Source organism: Lentzea sp. NPDC020367, assembly GCF_044387305.1.
GTDB lineage: Bacteria > Actinomycetota > Actinomycetes > Mycobacteriales > Pseudonocardiaceae > Lentzea.
The window spans coordinates 233,562-252,887 of sequence record NZ_JBIRVV010000004.1 but is presented as its reverse complement, the minus strand read 5'-3'; the positions used below and the strand labels follow the sequence as shown (position 1 = coordinate 252,887).

The window sequence follows — 19,326 nt, the reverse complement described above, 5'->3', positions numbered from 1 at the left end:
GGCGTAACGGATTCCGAGGTTCAGGCCGTCACCTGGTGCGAGACCGGCAGCACGCGCAGGTTCGCGGCCGCCCGTTCCAGCTGGGAGAGCACGCTCGGCCGCATCCCCGCGATCTCCTGCTCCGCCGCCGGCCCGGAGATCTCCTGCAACAGCACCTGCTGCGGGTGATCACCCTCGGCCTCGGCGACCGCGAGCACGCGGAACGGCGTGCCGGGAGCGAAGAGCACGCGTTCCTCGGTGGACACGGCGACGCGGTCGGTCACCTCGACCACGCGGCCGGTGACCGACCAGATCAGGTACTCGGTGACGCCCTCGATGCGCTGGGACGGGTTCGCGACGGCGTCCAGCAGGCCGTGCTCCACCAGGACCTCGCCGTGGCGGTAGCGCCGCGGACCCGTGGGACCGCTCATGCCCCACACCGCCGCGATGCCGTTGTGCACGGGCAGGCGGTTCAGGCCGGAGACGATGCATGCGACGTACGGGCGCAAGCGGCCCAGCCGTCCCATGCGGAGCGTTTCGACGACCATCTCCTCGTCCTGCGACACGCACGCCAGCAACGCCGTCAGGTCGGTGACCATGGCCTCGAACGCGGCCGGGTCCTCCTCCGCGTCCGGACGCTGGGAGAGCAGGCGGACGACCGTCGCCGCGTGCACGCCGTAGCGTTCGCCGAGCGCACGGCGGACCGTGTCGCGTTCGGCGTCCGAACTGTTGTGGTCCACGGAGACCGTCTCGCGCTCGCCGTTGTTCTCCGGCGGGATCTCCCACATGGCCAGCGGCTGCAACGGCAGCGGGCCGTCCACGCGGAACCTCACCGGAGCGGAGTCCGGGTCGTCCGACGGGAACGCGGCCTCGTCCGGGTCGGCCAGCGCGTGCGACGTCACGGTCGCCATCGCCGGTCCGGCGCCGATGCTTGCGTACGCGGACCGTTCCGTTTCGGGCTCGGCCGGCGTGACGGCGGTGAAGAAGCCGACGCCGTTGTCCGACGAGTCGCGCGTCGACAACGCGTGTGCCGCCACCGTTGCGGGCGGCTGAGAGGGCGGAGGAGGCGGTGGCGCGGTCACCTTGGAGTCGCAGAACACCAGCCGCAGGAGCTTGCGCACCTCGGGCTCCAGGCGTTCGACGAGAGCGGCGCCGTGCACCGCGACCGCGCCAGGCGTCGTGCGTCCAGGCGTGCCCACGGTCAGACGTGCCCACTCCGGGTCGAGGGGCTGAGTGCGCACCTCGGCCGCGTTGTAGGGCTCTTCCTGCTCACGCACCCACAGGCCGGAGGGCACGACTTCGAGCACAACGCCGTCGCCGAGGGAGAACACCCCTGGGGTGACCTCGGTCAGGCCCTGCACCGGCGTCCGGTAGCCCGACACGACGGGCACGGACTCGTTCGGCACGCACAGCACCTCGGTGACGAACGGCCGCCACGTCTGCTGCCCGCGCGGGTCGACCGCGATGACCGCGGGCCCTCCGGTGTGCAGCTTGCCCACCGGCAGGCCGGTGAACATGGCGATCGGCTCGCCGATCTGGTCCGCGACCAGGCTGCCGATGCTCGCGTCGATGCCGTACGGAACGAGCCGCACGCGCGACCGGGCGGCCTGGGGCAGCGCGGTGAGCAGGCGGCAGACCTCGTCGATCGGGATCGACGACTGGCCGGGACCGCCGACGACGACCGTCAGCACGTTGTCGCGGCACGGCAGCGCCACGATCGGCCGCGAGTCCTGGGCGGCCGGTTCGAACGGCGGCTGCTGCGCGCGCAGCCACAGTCCGCTCGGAATCGGCTCGGAGATGCCGATCTCGCCCGTCGGCCACGGCGAGTTCGGGTCCATCGCCTCCCACTGCGGCACCGGGAAGCGGCGGCCGAACGGCATCGGGGACGCGTTCGGCTGGAACTTCACCCAGCTGCCGTAGCCCTGCGTGCCGACGACGAACGCGGCACCGGGCACCGTGGTCAGCACGCCGTCCGGCGCCACGACCTCGGTCTGGAGCTGCTCGGAGAGCCACTGCGCGGGCGCGGTCGGGCGCATCGTCCCGGCGTGCGACACCGCGAGCCGCACAGGCCCACGGCCGTGCAGCGCCGTGACGACGTGCGGCCAGAAAGTGCTTTGGTCCCCGCCCGGGAAGTCGACCACGACCACGGTCCGGCCGGTGTCGGCGGGAAGGGCGCGTGCGAGACCCGTGGCGCCCTGACTCGGGCCCTCGGGTGCGGAAACAACGAGCGTCGACCCGACGAGGTTCGCCGCGAAGGGCGTCCTCTGGGGTACTGGCTCCGGCGGCGGCGCTGCTGCCGGGGGCTGCTCGACGGGATACAGATCCATGTCCGGCTCGGTGCTCGTGATCGTCTGAACCCCGAAAACGCTCTGAGCAGAACTCTGGGTCTGTGGTTGCTGGTCGCCATGGGCGGCGGCACGTCGGCCCATCAAGCGCCTGATCACCTCCGTGCCATCCCGGTCACTCGCCCTTTCGGCTTAATCGGGCAACGAGCGTGCACGCTATCAAGACGCACCGCACACTTGTCACCCAGTCGGGTTATTTGGCGTCATCCGATCGAGACCCACACGGCGCGTGCTCGTCCGCACACTCCGTCAGGACCGATGATCGCGGACGCGGAGTAGGCCTTGCGTCCGTCCCGGCCGAGTTCCCACGCCAGGAGTACGTGGTCCACGCCCAGTTTCACCGGCAGCTCCGTCCTGGCGACGAAGGTGCCGAGCACGAACGCCGGTCCCCCGTCCGGTGCGACGGGCTGCGCGGACGGACAGTCGAGCGCGGCCCAGACGATCTCCGGCAGCACGTTGGTTCCGTCGTTGGGCAGCGTCTCGGTCGGCGTCCAGACCCCGGCCCACTCGGTGCGGCCGTCGAGCGGACCGAGCAGCGCGGCGATGCCGTCTTCCCTGTTGGGACCGCATCCGAAGCACGTCGGGAACGGGTGCCGGTCACGCCACGGCACCTTCGCGGACGCCTTCAGGGCCTCGTCCAGCGTCGGCGTTTCAGGAATCTCCAGGTCGAGCGTGGCGGGCTCGGCCGAGGCGATCACCACGTCGCCGTCGAACAGCTGCCCGTCGCGGACCTCCATCGCGCGGTCCAGCGGCACCGGCTTGCGCAGCCGGACGCTCACCGTGTCCGCGTCGACCTGCGCGGCGAGCAGACCGGCCGAGTACCCGCCGTTGCCCATGCCGGGAGGCCCGTTGAACCTGCTCTCGACCGTCACAGTGCTCATTCGAGGCCCTCCGCGTACACCCACTGGCCGTTCTCCCTGATGAACTTGCTCCGCTCGTGCACCACGCCCCCGACGTAGTGCGCCCGGAACTCCACCACACCCTCGCTCTGCAGCAGACCGCCGTTCTCGGTCGCCAGAATTTCGAGCTTCAGCCACCGGTCCGTCGAGTCGATCCCGGCGCTCTTGGGGCGGTTCCGCGCGGCCCAGGTGCGCAGCAGGTAGTCCTCATCGGACACCGCGAAAGCGCTGTAACGCGAACGCATCAGCTGCTCGGCCGTGGCCGCTTTGCGGGCTCCGGAGTGCAGCGCACCGCAACAGTCCACATAGGACTGACCGGTACCGCAGGGGCACAGTTTGTTGTTCACGTCCACATTGTGCCTGGTAAACCCATTAGAACCGATGCCGCACCCCGTACGTACCCCTTGTCAAGACTGACTCGCGGGAGGCAGAGGAGACGGCAGTGAGTGTCGACAGCAGGACTGAGCTCGTACCGCTGCGAACGTGGTTCGGGCTCCGATGGCGCGGCTACGACCGCGACGAGGTGGACGACTACGTCGCCGAGCTGGAAGCCGAGCTTCGCCTGGTCACAGCCGACCGCGACGCCTCGGAGGCCCGCGCGGAGGCCCTGGCGAGCAGACTGGTCTCGGTCCAGGAGGAGAACGCCGCCCTGCAGGACGGCCTGCACCGCATCTGCCTGACCCCGATCGACCCGAAGGGCCTGCCAGAACGGCTCGCCCGCATGGTCGCCCTGGCCGAGGAAGAACGCCGTGACGTCGTCAGGGACGCGCAGCTCAAGGCGTTGATGATCGTGGGCGAGGCCGAGCAACGAGCCCGCCGCCTGGACGAGGAGGCGGCCGCGAAACGCGACGGGATCCGCGAGGACTTCCGGCTCGCGATGTCGGCCCGCCGCGCCGAGGCGATGCGCGCCCTGGCCGAACTGCGCAACGTGGCCCGCGACGAGGCCGAGCGCATCGTCGCGGAGGCGAAGGTGCAGAACCTGCACATCACGTAGGAGGATCAGGCAAGAAGCCGAGAGGTTCGATCTCCTGTTCATGCTGCTTCAGCTGGTCTGCTTGGTGTGTCCGACCAAGCAGACCAGAACAGGCGGTAGGAACATGTCAGTCGCAATCGTGACCGGTGGCAGCTCGGGCATCGGCTGGAGCACGGCCGTCGAACTCGCGCGGCGAGGCTCCGCCGTGATCCTCACCTACGGCTCCAACGAGACCGGCGCCAAGCAGGCCGTCTCCGCCATCGAGCAGAACGGCGGCAACGCCGTCGCCCTCCACCTGGACCTGGGCCGCAGCGACACCTTCGAGGCGTTCCGCGACCAGGTCGCGCAGGTGCTCGGCGACTGGGGCCGCGACACGTTCGACGTCCTCGTCAACAACGCGGGCTTCGCCCAGACCGCCCTGTTCCCGGACACGACCGAGGAACTCTTCGACAAGTTCTACCGCGTCCTGCTCAAGGGCCCGTTCTTCCTCACCCAGACCCTGCTCCCGCTGCTCGCGGACGGCGGCGCGGTGGTCAACACGACGAGCAGCTCCACCGAGCAGGCCGAGCCCGGCTACTCCGGCTACGCCACCATGAAGGGCGCCCTGGTCGTGCTGACGCGCTACCTGGCCAAGGAACTGAGTCCGCGCCGCATCCGCGTCAACTCCGTCTCCCCCGGCGCCACCCGGACCAGGCTGGGCGACGACGCCTTCGAGAAGTTCCCGGAGTTCATCCCGGCTCTGGCCGCGAAGACCGCACTGGGTCGCGTCGGCGAGCCCGACGACGTGGCGGTGGCGATCGCGGCGCTCGCCGGCGAGGACGGCCGGTGGATCACCGCGCAGAACGTCGAGGTGTCCGGCGGATTCGGGCTCTAGAGGGGTGTCACTGCATGTTCGTGACGTGCTGGTGCTCGGGGAACGCGACGCACGTGTAGAGCTGCAGGTTGTAGCCGCGACCGATCATCAGCATCGTCGGCTCGTGCGGAGCCGGGAACGGCGGGTGGTCCGCCCCGGCGTCCTCGACCGGCTGCCAGCTCGTGTTGCCGTCCCACTCCGAGCTGGCGATGGTGAGCAACGGTTCGACGTCCGCGCCGCAGTCCGGGCAGGACATCGGGAACGGGTCGGAGAAGCTCCACGGCGCGTGCCCGCCGGCCTTGCAGCCGGAGGCGACGGACAGCTCGTACTGGTACTTCTGCCCCTCCCGGTCCTCCCACTCGCGCACCTGCCCGGCCAGTTCCTCGGGCAGGCAGTGCGGAGCCGGGTACTCCGTGACCTCCTCCGGGTGCAGCACGCACGGCTGCGGCAGGTAGTTGTCCTCGACGGCGGCCGGCAGCGGCGGGTCCGTCAGCGGATCCGTGACATCGGCGGCGACGCGCCACCGCACCACGGTGCTCGGCACGTAGCCGTCGTCCTCGTGGTCGAACGGGCACCACAGGACCTGCACCAGGTCGGCACCACCTGGACGGGGAAGGCCGGGGACGTCCCGCGCGTACAGCTGGGCCACCGGCACCATCGGCACCGGCCCGTCGTGCGCGATCTCCGCACCGTCGTCCACGCGGTCGACGACGGCCTTCTCGTCCTCGGTCAACAGGTTCACACCAGGCTCCCGCGGTCTGGCCCACGCCTGCGTCAGGATCCGCCGTCGTGCCATCACGTCGGACACCCCGGCGCCTTCGAGAAACGGGCCGGCGTGCTCGGCGCACGTCGGCCACGGTTCCCGCGCAGGCCACAGCAGCGGGCCGCCGATCGAACTGTCCGCCGCGGTCGGCTCGCCTGGCCGGGGGTGCAGCCGGACCGCGGTGCGGGCCAGCGGAGCCATGGCAGGCAGGTGCGCCACGAGGTCGGCCGGGCGCGGCGGAGTGGTGCGGACCATGGCGGGATCGTAGTGGCGGCTCAGAGGTAGATCGCCAGGGCGACGGTCACCACCCAGGCGAGTCCCAGCGACTGCAGGACCCGGTCGGAGCGGGCCAGGTCGTCCGGGGCGCCCGCCTTGCCGCTGTCCACGTCGACGGCGTAGCGGAGCACGGCGATGACGAACGGGACCATGGAGAGCGCGGCCCACGGGCTGCCGGTGCGCTGACCGAGTTCGAACGCCCACAGGCCGTAGGTCATGTTCATGACCGCGGCCGACGTCGCCCAGACGAACCGGAGATAGGTCTCCGAGTACCTGGTCAGCGAGTGGCGGATCGCGGCGCCGGTCTCGTGGAAGAGCTTGATCTCCGCGTACCGCTTGCCCGCCACGATGAACAGCGACCCGAACGCCGTGACGAGCAGGAACCACTGGCTGGGCTCGATGTCCGCGCCCATGCCGCCCGCGATGGCGCGCAGCAGGAACCCGGAGGCGACCACGCACAGTTCGAGGACGGGCTGGTGCTTCAGGCCGAAGCAGTAGCCGAGCTGGACCGCCAGGTAGACGGCCATGAGCACGAGCAGCTTCCAGCCCGCCACCGCGCCGATCGACAACGACGCGGCCATCAGCACACCGGCGGTGCCGAACGCGAGAGGCACCGGCACGATGCCCGCCGCGATCGGGCGGAGGCGCTTCTTCGGGTGGGCGCGGTCGGCTTCCGCGTCCTTCGCGTCGTTGACCAGGTACACCGCCGAGGCCGCGCAGCAGAACGCCGCGAACGCCAGCGCCGCCGACCGCAGCACGACGGGTTCCGCGATCCTGCTCGACGCGAAGGGCGCGGCCAGCACCAGGACGTTCTTCACCCACTGGTGCGGCCGGGCGGTTCTGATCAGCCCACGAACGATCGATGGCCGGGTCTCGGTCGCCACGGTCATCGACGACCCCACACCACGCGCCGCACGCCGCGTGCCACCACGGCACCCAGCACGGCGCCGGCCAGCACGTCGGTCGGGTAGTGCACGCCCAGCACCAGCCTGCTGACCATCATCGGTGGCACCAGAAGCGGCACCAGCGGCTGGTTCGTCAGCGCGCCGTAGGCGACCGCGGCGGCCGTGGTGGAGGACGCGTGCGACGACGGGAAGCTCAGCTTGCTCGGGGTTCCCGCCAGCACCTGCACCTCCGCGTGATGCGGACGCCGCCGCCGCACCACGCGTTTCACCACGATCGACACGGCGTGCGCGGCGACGACAGAGCCGGCCGCGACCGTCCACTCAGGACGGCGCCGGCGGTCCACCGCGGCGCCGGCCACACCTAACAACAACCATCCCGCGCTGTGCTCGCCGAACCACGACAGCAGCCGGGCCGCGTGCACCACGGGTGGTCTCGCCAGCGCCGTCTGCACGGCCACCAGCGCCTCCGCTTCACGATCGCTCATCGAACGCCTTCCCAACCCATGCGGGTCTGGGTGTCGCGGGTGGTGGTGTACCGACCGGCCTCGTAGAGCGGGGTGGCCCGGTAGACCTGGATCGGGTACGGGCGGGAGGAGTCCCGCAGCCGTGCCGGAAGTGCGGTGACCTCGTGCGTGGTGAGGACGTCCCCGAACAGCGCGCCGCGCACGGGTTGCCAGGTCGCGTCGGACAGTCCGAGCGCCTGCGTGTCGCCCCACTGCACGGCGTACGAGACCGGTTCGATCACGCCGTCCTGGACGCGCGGCTGACGCTGGCAGGGGAACAGGAACGCGATCTGCCAGGCCACCGCGACCGCCGGTTCGCGGGGCAGGAACTCCCGCAGCCGTACGTACTTCTGCGCGGCCGGCGGGCTGAACTCGCCCTCGCCGGTGAGCCGCACCTGCGTGGCACCGGCGGGTGCCGGTGGCAGTAGGAGGGTGCGTCGCCACGTGCTGTCAACGTTGTCGGTGATCTTGCCCGTGCCGAGCACCTTCGCGTCCGAGGTCGCGTACTCGTACGTGACGGGGGCCGGTCTGCCGGTGACGACGGTCGCGATCGGGTCGGACTGGATCGCGAACCACCTGTCCGGCAACGGGACCAGCGGCTGCGGTGTCGCGACCTCGACCGCGTCCGCCGCGACGCACCGTTCCGCTAGCGGGTCCTGGACGTTCGCGGCCCACGGCGACCAGGTGTCGAGCGTGTTCACGGTCGCGACGGCGAAACCGCCCACCAGATAAGCGATGTTGGCGACGAAGAACATCACCACCACGACCGGTATCGCGATGACAGGCGCGAGAGAACCCTTGCCCCGCCGGTACAACACGACCGCCACGATCACGATCAGCACGAGCCACCAGTACGGCTTGTCGAACTTGAGGACCGACACGTGCGGCGGAACACCCGTGGCTGGCAGCCCGAGGTGCCACGAGTACGGCCACAGGTTGGCGCCGTGCCCCGCGAGGCCCAGCATCGCGACGACGCTGACGACGCCACCCAGCAGCACCGGAATCGGCATGCGCCGGTCGTTGGTCAGCTCACGCACCAATGGCACAGAACCCAGCAGCATCAACGCGAGGAACACCGAACCGATCCCCGCCAGGCTGCCGAAGTGGTGCGTCCACTTGCTGGGTGTCAGCCACAGCAGGAAGAACGCGAACAACGTCGACCAGCCCGCCAGTGCAAGCCGCGGTGGCACGTCGATCCGGCGCGCCCGTGCGGCCGTGACGAGCACGACGAACCAGACCAGCGCGACGACGCACACCAGCACCGGCGCGCGTTTGGCGTAGTTCGCCATGGCGTCGCCCTGGTTCAGCAGGAACATCCACCGCGCGAACTCCGTGTACCAGGACTCCGACCCGGCCATCTTCTTGAAGATCTCCTGTGCGTACAGGAAATCGCGCAGGGTTCCGTCGCTGAACGCCATGATCATCGCGATCGCGCCGGGCGAGAGCACGGCGAGCGTCCTCGCCACGACCGTGCGCCAGCCCGCGTCCTTCGTGAGCAGCTTCCACGCGAACGGCAGGCCCGCCAGCAGTGGCGCGAGAGTCGTGAAGCCCGTGGGGTGCGCGAAGAAACCGATGCCCGCGACGCCCACGGCCGTGCCCAGCAACGCCAGCCGCCCGCGTTCGACCGCAGCCGTCACCGCCAGCAGAGTGAGCATGCCGCACATGGTCACGACACCCTCCGGCCGCACTCCCATGTCGAGCGGCAGCCACCACGCCAGGAACGCCGCGCCGAGCACGACCCCGCTGAACCTGCCTGACACGTAACGACGTGCGGCGAACCACGTCACCAGACCGAACAACAGCGCGGGAATGCGCAGAACCACCGGAGCGAAGCCGAAAGCCTGCCACTTGGCGAGGAAGTAGTAGAACCAGGAGAACGGCGTGAAGCCCTGGTTGAGGATCTGGTAGTAGTTCCCGACATACCCCTCGAACGGCACGTTCCTGGCCATCGCGCTGTAGTAACCGTCGTCGTCGGACATCGGCGCCAGGAACAACCAGACGATCATGATCGCGGGGACGACCAGGTCCACGAGGCTCAGCCGCCACCGGAACCGGGCCGGTTCGCGGGACACCCGCCGATCCAGCAGCACGAGACAGGCGAAGGCGGTCGCCGCGCACAGCGCGAGAAGCACCATCAGCACGATCTTGAACGGCGACGGGCTGGTGCTGAACTGGTCGTCCACCCTGATCCGCACGGACAGGTCGGCGGTCGTGGTGATCGAGGTCGCCAGCACGTGCACGTCCGGCATGGTCGCGGAACGGCCGATCTCCTTGCCGTCACGCAGAATGCTCAGCCCGTCGCGGTCGCCGACGATCTGATACGAACAGTCGCCCGCGGGCACCGGTTCGTCCAGCGTGGCCACACCACTCACCAGCAGGCGGTCGTTCTCCGCCTTCACGACGAGACCGCGCGCCGGGGCCGACGGGGTGATGGTCGAGACCACCACACCACCGGCGGCCTGCGCGGCACGGACTGTTGCGCAGCCGAAGCGCGCGTCCATCTCAAATGGACGGTAGGCGCTCAGCGCGAGCATCGTGGATCTGGGCGCCGACGCGTTCTCCGGCCACGTGACGGCGGGATCGTTGATCGTCACAGGTGCGAGCGGCATCAACGCCGACAACAGCACCGTGAGCGCGCCCGACACCACGGCGACGGCCAGCAGCCGTCGTCTGCTGCCCGGTCCGGGGCGAGTGGTCGTGGCAGGCGTTTCGGGAGCGAGCGAAATCGTTTCTGTCGTCACGCGCCGATGTCCTAAGGGGGTTCGGAAGGGCGAGGCGTCAGAAGCTAGCGACCGCCCGTTACGCGAGAAGCCCGACCAACCCTCACATTGCTACGTCTGCGTTGCCATACCCCGGAATCGTGTTACGGAGGGGAAAATCGCCACACCGCGACGGATATGGTCCGCCCATGGTTCGTGCGCTCGGTTTCGTCGGGGTGTGCATCGTCCTGTCCGGACTGCTGGTGAACGCTTACCTAGCGATCGTCGCGCGCAACGTCTCACCCGCCGAGTACAGCGATTTCGGCGCGTTCTGGTCGATCGCGCTGTTGGTCGGGTTCGGCGCTTTCCTTCCCGTGGAACAGGAACTGGCCCGCCTCGGCCCTCGCGCGCTGCGTTCGGCCGCCGTCGTCGCGGCCAGCATGGCGGTCGTGGAGTGCGCGCTGGCCGTGTTCGTCTCCCCCGCCGTCGTCGTGCTGTGCTTCCTGTCCGCGGCGCAGTTCCTGGTGCGCGGCGCGTTGATCGGCAACGGGAAGCTGGCGTGGCACGGCGGCCTGCTGGTCGCCGACACCACTCTGCGCGTGGTGTTCGCGCTGCTCGCCGGCTGGCTCGGAGCCACGACGAGCGCGCAGTTCGAATGGACGCTCGTGGCGGCGGTCGCGGTCGCGCATTTGCCAGTGCTGGCCGCCATTTGGTGGCAGGGAGAGGGCGAAGTGCCCGTGCGCGAGTTCGCCCGCGCGGTCTCCCCGTTGCTCGTCGGCTCCCTGTGCGCACAGCTGTTGCTCAACGGCATCCCCGTGCTGGTGACCGCGATCGCGACGCCGGCCGAACGCGCTCAGGCCGGGGTGTTCCTCGCGGCCTTCCTGCTCGCCAGGGTCCCGCTCTTCGTCGCGGTTCCGTTGCAGACAGCGCTGTTGCCCGTGCTCGCGGGCAAGCAGAAGCGCACCGTCGTGACCCGTCTCGCGGCCGTGCTCGCGGTGGCAGCGGTCGCCGGCGCCGCCGTGGCGTTCACGATCGGACCGTGGCTGGTGCGGCTGGTGTTCGGCCCTCTCTACGTCGTGTCCGCCACGGATCTGGCGCTCGTCGCGCTCGGCGTCGTCGCCCACCTCGGGTTGATCGTCACCACCCAGGCCCTGGTCGCGGACGCCCAGCACAGCCGCGTCGCCTGGAGCTGGATCGCGGGCGTCCTGACCGCGGCGGCGACCTTCGCCCTCATCCCGGACCTGTTGCTGCGCGCCGAGATCGCGTTCCTCACCGGATCACTCGCCGGACTGCTCGTCGGGCTCCGGCTGCTCACTTCCCCACGACAGGAGAGCGAACTGTGCTCGACGACCTCGTCATCGCCCTGACCTACTACTCGCCGTACGTGTCAGGCCTGACCAACTTCGCGCGGGACGTCGCGGAGGGGCTCGCCGAGCGCGGCAAACGCGTCCGCGTGGTCACCACCCGCCACGACCCCTCACTGCCGCACGAGGAGACGATCAACGGCGTGCGCGTGAGCCGCGCGCCCGTGCTCGCCCGGTTCGGCAAGGGGGTGATCAGCCCGGCGTTCGCCACGATGGTGCGCGAGGCGTCGGCGAACGCCCGAGTGCTCAACCTCCACCTGCCGATGCTCGAGGCAGGCCCGGTGGCCGCGCTGGCGAAGTGCCCGGTCGTCGTGACCTACCACTGCGACGTCAGCCTGCCGCCCGGCCTGGTGAACGCGGTGCAGGGCAAGGTGATCGACGCGTCCAGCCGCCTCGCGATGCGCCGCGCGTCCGCCGTCGCGGTGACGAGCGAGGACTACGCGCGGGAAAGCAGGCTGTGGCCGTCCATCCAGCCGCACATGGCCGCCGTACCCCCGCCCTGCCGCCCGGTTCCCCCTGGCACACCGCGGTTCCGCGACGGCGACGGCCCGCACGTCGGGTTCCTCGGCCGCATCGTCGAGGAGAAGGGCGTCGAGCACCTCGTCGACGGATTCCGCGCGCTAGACGACCCCACGGCACGCCTGCTGATCGGCGGCGACTTCGGCAACGTCGCCGGCGGCAGCGTCATCTCCCGCGTCCGCGAACGCATCGCGGGCGACCCGCGGATCAAGCTGCTCGGGTTCGTGCCCGACGAGGACCTCGGCGACTTCTACGCCTCCCTGGACGTGTTCGCCCTGCCGTCGGTGAACGCGTTCGAGGCCTTCGGCATCGTCCAGGTCGTCGCGATGCTCGCGGGCGTACCGGTGCTGGCGAGCGACCTGCCCGGCGTGCGCATCCCGGTGCGGGAGACGGGCTTCGGGATCATCGTGCCGCCCGGCGACGCGGCGGCCATCACCACGGGACTGCGGTCCCTGCGTGACGAACCACCGGTCTCGGACGGCACGGCCGCGGCGAAGTTCAGCGTCCCTGCCGTGCTCGACGCCTTCGAGGCGCTGTTCGAGAAGCACGCCCGCTAGCCGGGGACCGGTACCGGCGCCGTTCTGCCAGGCTCTGCGGATGAGCAGACGGTTCGCCTCCGCGGTGCTGGTCCTGGGACTGCTCGGCGGGTGCACCGGCGCCAGAACGCCGGACTCGCCCACGACCGTCCCACCGTCGTCCTCCACCACCGCCGAGAAGGCCGCGCCGAACGTGATCGTGCTGGAGGCGACGGGAACGGCCACCATCTCGTCGCTGACGCTCGTCGTCGACGGAACGTCCAGCGAGGAGACGTCGGTCGCGCTCCCCTGGACCAGAACCCTCGAGTTCCCCGCGGAGAGCGGCAGCCACGAGTGGAAGCTCGTCCTGCGACACAGCGGCGGCAGCGTGCTGGCGACCTGCAAGGCGAACGGAGAGCTGTTGACGCAGACCGCCGGCAGCAGTTCGCCGGGCAGCGACAGCACCGCCCAACTGTCCGGCAGCATCTCGAAATGACCTGGTGAGGACGTGGCTCCCGCCTCGTCCTCACCAGCGCGGAACTAGTCCCGTTCGATCAGGTGCCCGATGACGTCCGGACCGGGATGCGCGTGACCGGAGCCGTCCCGGCGCGGATCCACCTCCGGCAACTCCACCGGCGTGCCCTTGTCGTCCGCACCCGCCGGACGCGCACCGATCCACGCGAGTACCAGGTGGTCCTCGCCCTTGAGGAAGCGCTGCGACCGCACGCCACCCGTCGCGCGCCCCTTGGCCGGGTACTCGCTGAACGGCGTGACCTTGACGCTCTGCCCGGACGAGGTGACGACCATCGGCTCGCCGTGCTCGTCGTCATCCGTGCGGATCGCACCGAAGAACACCACGTACGCGTCGCCACTCAGGTTGATGCCCGCCATGCCGCCGCCCTTGAGACCCTGCGGCCGCACGAGCTTCGCGTCGTAGCGCAGCAGTGACGAGTCGGAGCTGACGAACGCGATCGTCTCGCTGCCGTCGGTGAGCCAGGTGCAGCCGACGATCTCGTCGCCGTCCTTGAGCGAGATGACCTCGAACTCGTCCGAACGGACCGGCCACTCCGGCACGCACACCTTGACCGTGCCGAGCTTCGTGCCCAGCGCCATGCCGGGTGAGTCCTTCGGGTCGAGCGGCGCGATGCCGACGACCTTCTCGCCCTTCTCCAGCGGCACCAGCTCACTCGCCGCCATGCCACCCCGCAGACTGACTGTGCCACTTTGCTCCGGCAGCACGGGCAGTGGCAGCACGTCCGTCTTGAACGCACGACCCAGGTTCGTGATCAGGATGACCTGACCACGCGCCGTGGAGTGCACAACGGCCAGCACGGCGTCGTGCTTCACCCGCCCCGCCCGCCGCTTGCCCTCGGACGCCTCCTCCGACTCCGCCGCGGTGCGCGCGACGAGACCGGCCGCGCTCAGGATCACCTGACACGGGTCGTCCGCCACCTCCAGCGGCCCGGCGGGCTTGGACGCCGCCAGCACCTCCTTGAGGTCGCCGTCGATGAGGCTCGTCCTGCGCTCGCCGCCCAGTTCCTTCGCCACAGCCGCGAGCTCGGTCGACACGAGCTTGCGGAGGACGCTCTCGTCGTCCAGGATCGCGGACAGCTCGGCGATCTCCTGGCGGAGCTTGTCCTGCTCGTTCTCGAGCTCGAGCTTGTCGTACCGGGTCAGGCGGCGCAGCGGCGTGTCGAGGATGTAGGTGGCCTGGATCTCCGACAGCTTGAACTGCTTCATCAGGCCGTCCTTGGCGGCAGCCGCGTTCTCGCTGCCCCGGATCAGCTTGATGACCTTGTCGATGTCCAGCAGCGCGAGGAGAAGACCCTCGACCAGGTGCAGCCGTTCCTCGCGCTTGCGGCGACGGAACTTCGTGCGCCGCGTGACGACCTCGTAGCGGTGCTTGAGGAAGACCTCCAGCAACTGCTTGAGCCCCAGCGTCTGCGGCTGCCCGTCGACCAGCACCAGGTTGTTGATGCCGAACGACTGCTCCATCGGCGTCAGCCGGTACAGGTCCGCGAGCAGGGCCTGCGGGTTCACGCCGACCTTGCACTCGATGACGAGCCGGATGCCGTTCTCGCGGTCCGTGAGGTCCTTGACGTCCGCGATGCCCGTGAGCCGCTTGGACTTGTTGACCTCGTCGGTGATCTTCTCGACGATCCGCTCGGACCCCACGCCGTACGGCAGCTCGGTGACCGTGATGGCCTGCCTGCCCCTGGAACCCTCCAGCGGGCCGATCTCGACCTTGGCGCGCATCCTGACGACGCCGCGCCCGGTCTCGTAGGCCTTCCGGACCTCGTCGAGCCCGAGCAGGATGCCGCCGGTCGGCAGGTCGGGCCCCGGGATGAACTCCATGAGCTTGTCGAGGCTCGCGTCCGGATGCGTGATCAGCCACCGCGCCGCCCCCACGACCTCGCGCAGGTTGTGGGGGATCATGTTCGTGGCCATGCCGACCGCGATGCCGGACGTGCCGTTGACCAGCAGGTTCGGGAACGCCGCCGGCAGCACGACCGGCTCCTGCAGCGAGCCGTCGTAGTTGGGCCGGAAGTCGACCGTGTCCTCGTTCAGCTCGCCGACGAGCTGCATGGCGACCGGGGACATGCGGCACTCGGTGTACCGGGACGCGGCCGGTCCGTCGTCCGGGCTGCCGAAGTTGCCGTGGCCGTCGATGAGCGGCTCGTTGAGGCTGAAGTCCTGGGCGAGGCGGACGAGGGCGTCATAGATGGCCGTGTCGCCGTGAGGATGGAACTTGCCCATTGTGTCGCCTACGACGCGCGACGACTTCACGTACGCGTGGTTCGGCCGGTACCCCTGCTCGTGCATCGAGTAGAGGATGCGGCGGTGCACCGGCTTGAGGCCGTCCCGCGCGTCCGGCAGTGCCCGCGAGTGGATGACCGAGTACGCGTACTCCAGGTACGAGTCCTCGATCTCCGTCTTCAGCGAGTTGTCGAGCACCTTGGCGCCCGCCCGGTCGAACGCGGCTGGGTCGACCTTGGTCGTGGGTCCCTTGCGGCGTGCCATGACTTCGTGACTCCGTCTGTCTCTTGAGGCTTAGAGGTCGATGGCCGACTGGTCGACCCGTGCGGCGGACTCGACGAGCCAGTTGCGGCGCGGCTCGACCTTCTCGCCCATCAGCAGTTCGAGGGCTTCCTCGGCGGCTTCGACGTCGTCCATCGTGATGCGCCGGACGGAGCGGGTGGACGGGTTCATCGTGGTCTCCCACAACTCGTCCGCGTCCATCTCGCCCAGGCCCTTGAACCGCGGCACCGGTGTGACGACCTGCTTGCCGGCCTTCTCCAGCGAAGCGACCTTCTGCTCCATCTGGCGCTGCGTGAAGGTGAAGTGCGTTTCGGCGTTGCGGCCGCGCGTCATGACCTTGTGCAACGGGGGCATCGCCGCGTAGAGGCGGCCGTCCTCGATCACCGGGCGCATGTACTTGGCGAACAACGTGATCAGCAATGTCCGGATGTGGCTGCCGTCGACGTCCGCGTCGGCCATCAGGATCACGCGGCCGTACCGCATCTGCGGGAGGTCGAACGTGCGGCCGGTGCCGGCGCCCAGGACCTGGACGATGGAGGCGATCTCGGCGTTGCGCAGCGTGTCGGCGAGTGAGGCCTTCTGGACGTTGAGGATCTTGCCGCGCAAGGGAAGGAGCGCCTGGTACTCGGAGACGCGGGCCATGCGAGCCGAACCGAGGGCGGAGTCGCCCTCGACGAGGAACAGCTCGGAGCGAGCCACCCCGGTGGTGCGGCAGTCGACGAGCTTCGCGGGCATCGCCGCGCCCTCGAGCGCCGTCTTGCGGCGGGCCGCGTCCTTCTGCTGCTTCTGCGTGAGCCGGACGCGGGAGGCGTCGACGACCTTCTGCAGGACGGTCTTGGCCTCCATCTTGGTCTTGCGGTCTTCCGTCCACGCGCGGACCTGCTGGTCGACGATGCCCTGCAGCACCTTGGTGATGCCGGCGGTGGAGAGTTCGTCCTTGGTCTGCGAGGTGAACTGCGGTTCGGGGATGCGGACGTGGATGACGGCCGTCATGCCCTCGAGCACGTCGTCGAGGGTCGGCATCTCCTCCTTGGGCTTGAGGAGCCCGCGGGTCTTGGAGATGGCGTCCTGGACGGACTTCACGACGGCCCGGTCGAAGCCTCGCCGGTGGGTGCCGCCGTGCACGTTGCGGATGGTGTTGGTGAAGCACTCGACGGTGCGTTCGTAGCCGGTGCCCCACCGCAACGCCACTTCGATCTCGGCCTGACGCTCCACTTTGGACCGCATCACGCCGTTCTCGTCGGCGGCGTTCTCGAAGTAGGTGCCGGAGCCGGTGATCACCAGGGTGCCGGAGACGGCTCGGTCGCCGTTGGGGGCCAGGAAGTCGACCATGTCCGTGAGGCCGTGCGGGTAGTGGAAGACCTCTTCGGAGATGGTCTCTTCCAGCGCCGAACGGAGGACGTAGGTCACGCCGGGGACGAGGAACGCGGTGTTGCGCAGCTTGGTGCGGACGGTGTCGACGTCCAGCATCGCGCCGTTCTCGAAGTAGCGGGCGTCGTACCAGTAACGGGTCGAGGTGCCGGTCGACTCGTTGCGCTTCATCTTGCCGACGACGCTCAACCCGTTCTGGCGGGTGAACTTGGCCTTGGGGCCGGGGCCGTCGAAGACGCCGGGAACGCCGTGGGCGAACGACATCTCGTGGACCTTGCCGCCGCGCCGCACCGTGACGTCGTAGCGGTGGGAGAGGGCGTTGACGGCGGAGGCGCCGACGCCGTGCAGGCCGCCGGAGGTCTTGTAGCCGGAGCCGCCGAACTTGCCGCCGGCGTGCAGCTTCGTCAGCACGAGTTCCACACCGGACAGACCGGACTTCGCGTGCACGTCGGTGGGGATGCCCCGGCCGTCGTCGTCGACCTGGACGCTGCCGTCCGCGTGCAGGGTGACCACGATCTTCGTGGCGTGACCGGCGACGCCCTCGTCGGTGGAGTTGTCGACGATCTCGCTGAAGAGGTGGTTGATGCCCCGGCTGTCGGTCGACCCGATGTACATGCCTGGCCGTTTGCGGACGGCCTCCAGACCTTCCAGATGGGTGAGGTCGTCGGCCCCGTACAGGGTCTCTGCGGTCACGGGTACTGCTCCCTGATTGTGTGCGGACTGCCAGCAGGGTATCCGGCCCGACCGACAATTTTTCGCAGGACGCCCGTCACGGAAGTGGAAAGCGCCCTGAATGGTGCGTCACACCTGTGCCACTGACCCCTGCACAGCCCTGCTGACCTGCGAAATCCGGGGAGCCAGGCCCAAACGAGATCGGCAGACCGAACGGTTGGCTTGTTTCGCGCGCGCGAGCGGGGCTCGAGGCCGGGTACCCAGGCGCGTGCGCGGTCAATCCAGAGTCCGGATCAGGACGATCCCTCTGTCCTAAGTGGACCAAACCGCTCCGCCGGGGCAGGTCGGCGACGGCACGGGCCGAGGTTGCGCACGAGACCGTTCCGAGACCTTCCCGGAACCGACCCGTGAACCGGGATGAACATCGGCACGTATGCCCCGGTGTCGGAAACGGATCGAAGGACGGAGTGGTCGCGTGCGGCATGGTGTGGACTCGGGTCTCTTCCAGCAGACCGCGCACAGCCCGTCCTATTTCGAGCTGTCGCGGACGGGTGCGGGTGAGCTCGTCGACTTCTGCATCCCGTGCAATCCGTACTTCCCGACCCCGGAGATGTTCGAGGAGCTGTCGAAGAACCTGGAGTCGGTGCTCAAGTTCTACCCGAGCGATTCCAGCAAGATCGCGGACCAGCTCTCCAAGGTGCTGGGGCTGAACCCGGCGACGCTCGCGATGTCGAACGGCTCGACGGAGCTCATCACGTGGATGGACCACCTGTGGATCCACGAGAGCATCGCCATCCCGATCCCCACCTTCGGGCGCTGGACGGACCAGCCGATGGAGAGCAACAAGCGCGTCGACATGTTCCTGCTCCAGGAGAGCAACAACTTCGAGCTCGACATCGACGAGTACATCAAGTTCATCCGCACGCGGGGCAGCAGGGTCGCGGTCATCTGCAACCCGAACAATCCCGACGGTGGCTACCTGCCGCGCCGGGAGATCATCCGGTTCATGGACGAGCTGTCCGACCTCGACCTGATCGTGATCGACGAGTCGTTCATCGACTTCGTCGAGGTCGAGCGCAATCCGTCGGTCGCCGCCGAGGCGTCCATCCGGCCCAACGTGGTCGTGCTGAAGAGCCTCGGCAAGAACTTCGGCCTGCACGGCATCCGGTTCGGCTATCTGATCGCGAACCCGGGACTGGCCGGGAAGATGCGCAAGACGCTGCCGAAGTGGAACCTCAATTCCCTCGCGGAGACCGTCGTGTTCATGCTGGCCGAGCACGAGGCGGAGTACGCGGAGAGCCTGCGGCTGCTCAGCCGCGACCGGTACCGCATGGGCATGGAGCTCTCGCGCATTCCCGACCTGACCGTCTACTCGTCGCAGGCGAACTTCCTGTTCGTGAAGCTCGGCGGGGGCATGGACGGCCGCGAACTGCGCGACCACCTGCTGGCCAAGCACCAGGTCTTCATCCGCGAATGCGGCAACAAGCTCGGTATGACCAGCAAGTTCGCCCGGCTGGTCGTCCGTCCCGAACAGGACGTGGAACGGCTCGTCGAGGGCATCCGCGACTTCACCCAGGCGAGGTGGACAAGCCACGCCGTTCATTCCAGCCACTCCAGCGAACCGTCGCTGCTCATGCACAGCGCCTGAAAA

Annotated in this window: 15 protein-coding genes; 6 read left to right on the top strand and 9 right to left on the bottom strand. The window is 69.2% G+C overall.

The window, feature by feature from the left end; all coding sequences use genetic code 11:
- Positions 1–20: 20 nt before the first annotated feature.
- The 3 genes from ACH413_RS18840 to ACH413_RS18830 form a co-directional block, all read right to left on the bottom strand.
- Positions 21–2,306: a hypothetical protein gene (locus ACH413_RS18840; RefSeq protein ID WP_360034489.1), complete on the bottom strand. Its 2,286-nt coding sequence runs from the start codon at positions 2,304–2,306 to the stop codon at positions 21–23.
- A 221-nt stretch (positions 2,307–2,527) separates the two neighbouring features.
- Positions 2,528–3,205 (bottom strand): hypothetical protein, encoded by a 678-nt coding sequence (locus tag ACH413_RS18835; protein WP_360034492.1) that lies wholly within the window; start codon positions 3,203–3,205, stop codon positions 2,528–2,530.
- Positions 3,202–3,570, bottom strand: a complete 369-nt coding sequence (locus ACH413_RS18830; RefSeq protein ID WP_319981150.1) for a YchJ family metal-binding protein — start codon at positions 3,568–3,570, stop codon at positions 3,202–3,204. The genes ACH413_RS18835 and ACH413_RS18830 overlap by 4 nt, the downstream gene beginning before the upstream one ends.
- Before the next feature lie 95 nt (positions 3,571–3,665).
- Here ACH413_RS18830 and ACH413_RS18825 point away from each other — a divergent pair, with 95 nt between their 5' ends.
- Both ACH413_RS18825 and ACH413_RS18820 read left to right on the top strand, forming a co-directional pair.
- The gene (locus ACH413_RS18825) at positions 3,666–4,217 is read left to right on the top strand and encodes a DivIVA domain-containing protein (RefSeq protein WP_319981151.1); all 552 of its coding nucleotides are present in this window, start codon (positions 3,666–3,668) and stop codon (positions 4,215–4,217) included.
- Between the two features lie 103 nt (positions 4,218–4,320).
- On the top strand, positions 4,321–5,070 hold the full coding sequence (locus tag ACH413_RS18820) for an SDR family oxidoreductase (protein ID WP_360034495.1): 750 nt from the start codon (positions 4,321–4,323) through the stop codon (positions 5,068–5,070).
- 7 nt (positions 5,071–5,077) lie between these two features.
- On the opposite strand, the gene ACH413_RS18815 is transcribed toward ACH413_RS18820, so the two are convergent.
- Genes ACH413_RS18815 through ACH413_RS18800 form a run of 4 tightly spaced genes read right to left on the bottom strand, consistent with a single transcriptional unit; the run spans position 5,078 to position 10,237 of the window.
- Complete coding sequence (locus tag ACH413_RS18815) at positions 5,078–6,067, bottom strand: hypothetical protein (RefSeq protein ID WP_360034498.1); 990 nt, start codon at positions 6,065–6,067, stop codon at positions 5,078–5,080.
- 20 nt (positions 6,068–6,087) lie between these two features.
- Positions 6,088–6,978 carry a decaprenyl-phosphate phosphoribosyltransferase gene (locus ACH413_RS18810; protein WP_360034501.1) on the bottom strand — a complete coding sequence of 297 codons (891 nt, stop codon included), beginning with the start codon at positions 6,976–6,978 and terminating at the stop codon, positions 6,088–6,090.
- Positions 6,975–7,478 carry a phosphatase PAP2 family protein gene (locus ACH413_RS18805; RefSeq protein ID WP_360034504.1) on the bottom strand — a complete coding sequence of 168 codons (504 nt, stop codon included), beginning with the start codon at positions 7,476–7,478 and terminating at the stop codon, positions 6,975–6,977. Before ACH413_RS18805 ends, ACH413_RS18810 begins: the two co-directional genes overlap by 4 nt.
- A complete protein-coding gene (locus ACH413_RS18800; protein ID WP_360034507.1) occupies positions 7,475–10,237 on the bottom strand; it encodes an arabinosyltransferase domain-containing protein in 2,763 nt (920 codons plus the stop codon). Before ACH413_RS18800 ends, ACH413_RS18805 begins: the two co-directional genes overlap by 4 nt.
- A gap of 167 nt (positions 10,238–10,404) precedes the next feature.
- Here ACH413_RS18800 and ACH413_RS18795 point away from each other — a divergent pair, with 167 nt between their 5' ends.
- The 3 genes from ACH413_RS18795 to ACH413_RS18785 are packed head-to-tail and all read left to right on the top strand — an operon-like array spanning position 10,405 to position 13,089.
- Complete coding sequence (locus ACH413_RS18795; protein ID WP_360034510.1) at positions 10,405–11,562, top strand: hypothetical protein; 1,158 nt, start codon at positions 10,405–10,407, stop codon at positions 11,560–11,562.
- On the top strand, positions 11,535–12,635 hold the full coding sequence (locus ACH413_RS18790) for a glycosyltransferase family 4 protein (protein ID WP_360034513.1): 1,101 nt from the start codon (positions 11,535–11,537) through the stop codon (positions 12,633–12,635). Before ACH413_RS18795 ends, ACH413_RS18790 begins: the two co-directional genes overlap by 28 nt.
- 40 nt (positions 12,636–12,675) lie before the next feature.
- Entirely contained in the window at positions 12,676–13,089 is a 414-nt protein-coding gene (locus ACH413_RS18785) for a hypothetical protein (protein WP_360034516.1), read from the top strand.
- A gap of 44 nt (positions 13,090–13,133) precedes the next feature.
- Here ACH413_RS18785 and ACH413_RS18780 read toward each other — a convergent pair whose 3' ends face one another.
- Positions 13,134–15,614 (bottom strand): DNA topoisomerase (ATP-hydrolyzing), encoded by a 2,481-nt coding sequence (locus tag ACH413_RS18780; RefSeq protein ID WP_360034518.1) that lies wholly within the window; start codon positions 15,612–15,614, stop codon positions 13,134–13,136.
- Between the two features lie 30 nt (positions 15,615–15,644).
- The gene (locus ACH413_RS18775) at positions 15,645–17,696 is read right to left on the bottom strand and encodes a DNA topoisomerase IV subunit B (protein WP_360034521.1); all 2,052 of its coding nucleotides are present in this window, start codon (positions 17,694–17,696) and stop codon (positions 15,645–15,647) included.
- Positions 17,697–18,150: 454 nt separating this feature from the next.
- Here ACH413_RS18775 and ACH413_RS18770 point away from each other — a divergent pair, with 454 nt between their 5' ends.
- Positions 18,151–19,323, top strand: a complete 1,173-nt coding sequence (locus ACH413_RS18770) for a histidinol-phosphate transaminase (RefSeq protein ID WP_360034524.1) — start codon at positions 18,151–18,153, stop codon at positions 19,321–19,323.
- The last annotated feature ends 3 nt before the right edge of the window (positions 19,324–19,326 follow it).

Coding starts and splice junctions, on each gene's coding strand:
- ACH413_RS18840 (WP_360034489.1), bottom strand. CDS start 2,306: ATGGATCTGTATCCCGTCGAGCAGCCCCCGGCAGCAGCGCCGCCGCCG.
- ACH413_RS18835 (WP_360034492.1), bottom strand. CDS start 3,205: ATGAGCACTGTGACGGTCGAGAGCAGGTTCAACGGGCCTCCCGGCATG.
- ACH413_RS18820 (WP_360034495.1), top strand. CDS start 4,321: ATGTCAGTCGCAATCGTGACCGGTGGCAGCTCGGGCATCGGCTGGAGC.
- ACH413_RS18815 (WP_360034498.1), bottom strand. CDS start 6,067: ATGGTCCGCACCACTCCGCCGCGCCCGGCCGACCTCGTGGCGCACCTG.
- ACH413_RS18810 (WP_360034501.1), bottom strand. CDS start 6,978: ATGACCGTGGCGACCGAGACCCGGCCATCGATCGTTCGTGGGCTGATC.
- ACH413_RS18805 (WP_360034504.1), bottom strand. CDS start 7,478: ATGAGCGATCGTGAAGCGGAGGCGCTGGTGGCCGTGCAGACGGCGCTG.
- ACH413_RS18795 (WP_360034510.1), top strand. CDS start 10,405: ATGGTTCGTGCGCTCGGTTTCGTCGGGGTGTGCATCGTCCTGTCCGGA.
- ACH413_RS18785 (WP_360034516.1), top strand. CDS start 12,676: ATGAGCAGACGGTTCGCCTCCGCGGTGCTGGTCCTGGGACTGCTCGGC.
- ACH413_RS18780 (WP_360034518.1), bottom strand. CDS start 15,614: ATGGCACGCCGCAAGGGACCCACGACCAAGGTCGACCCAGCCGCGTTC.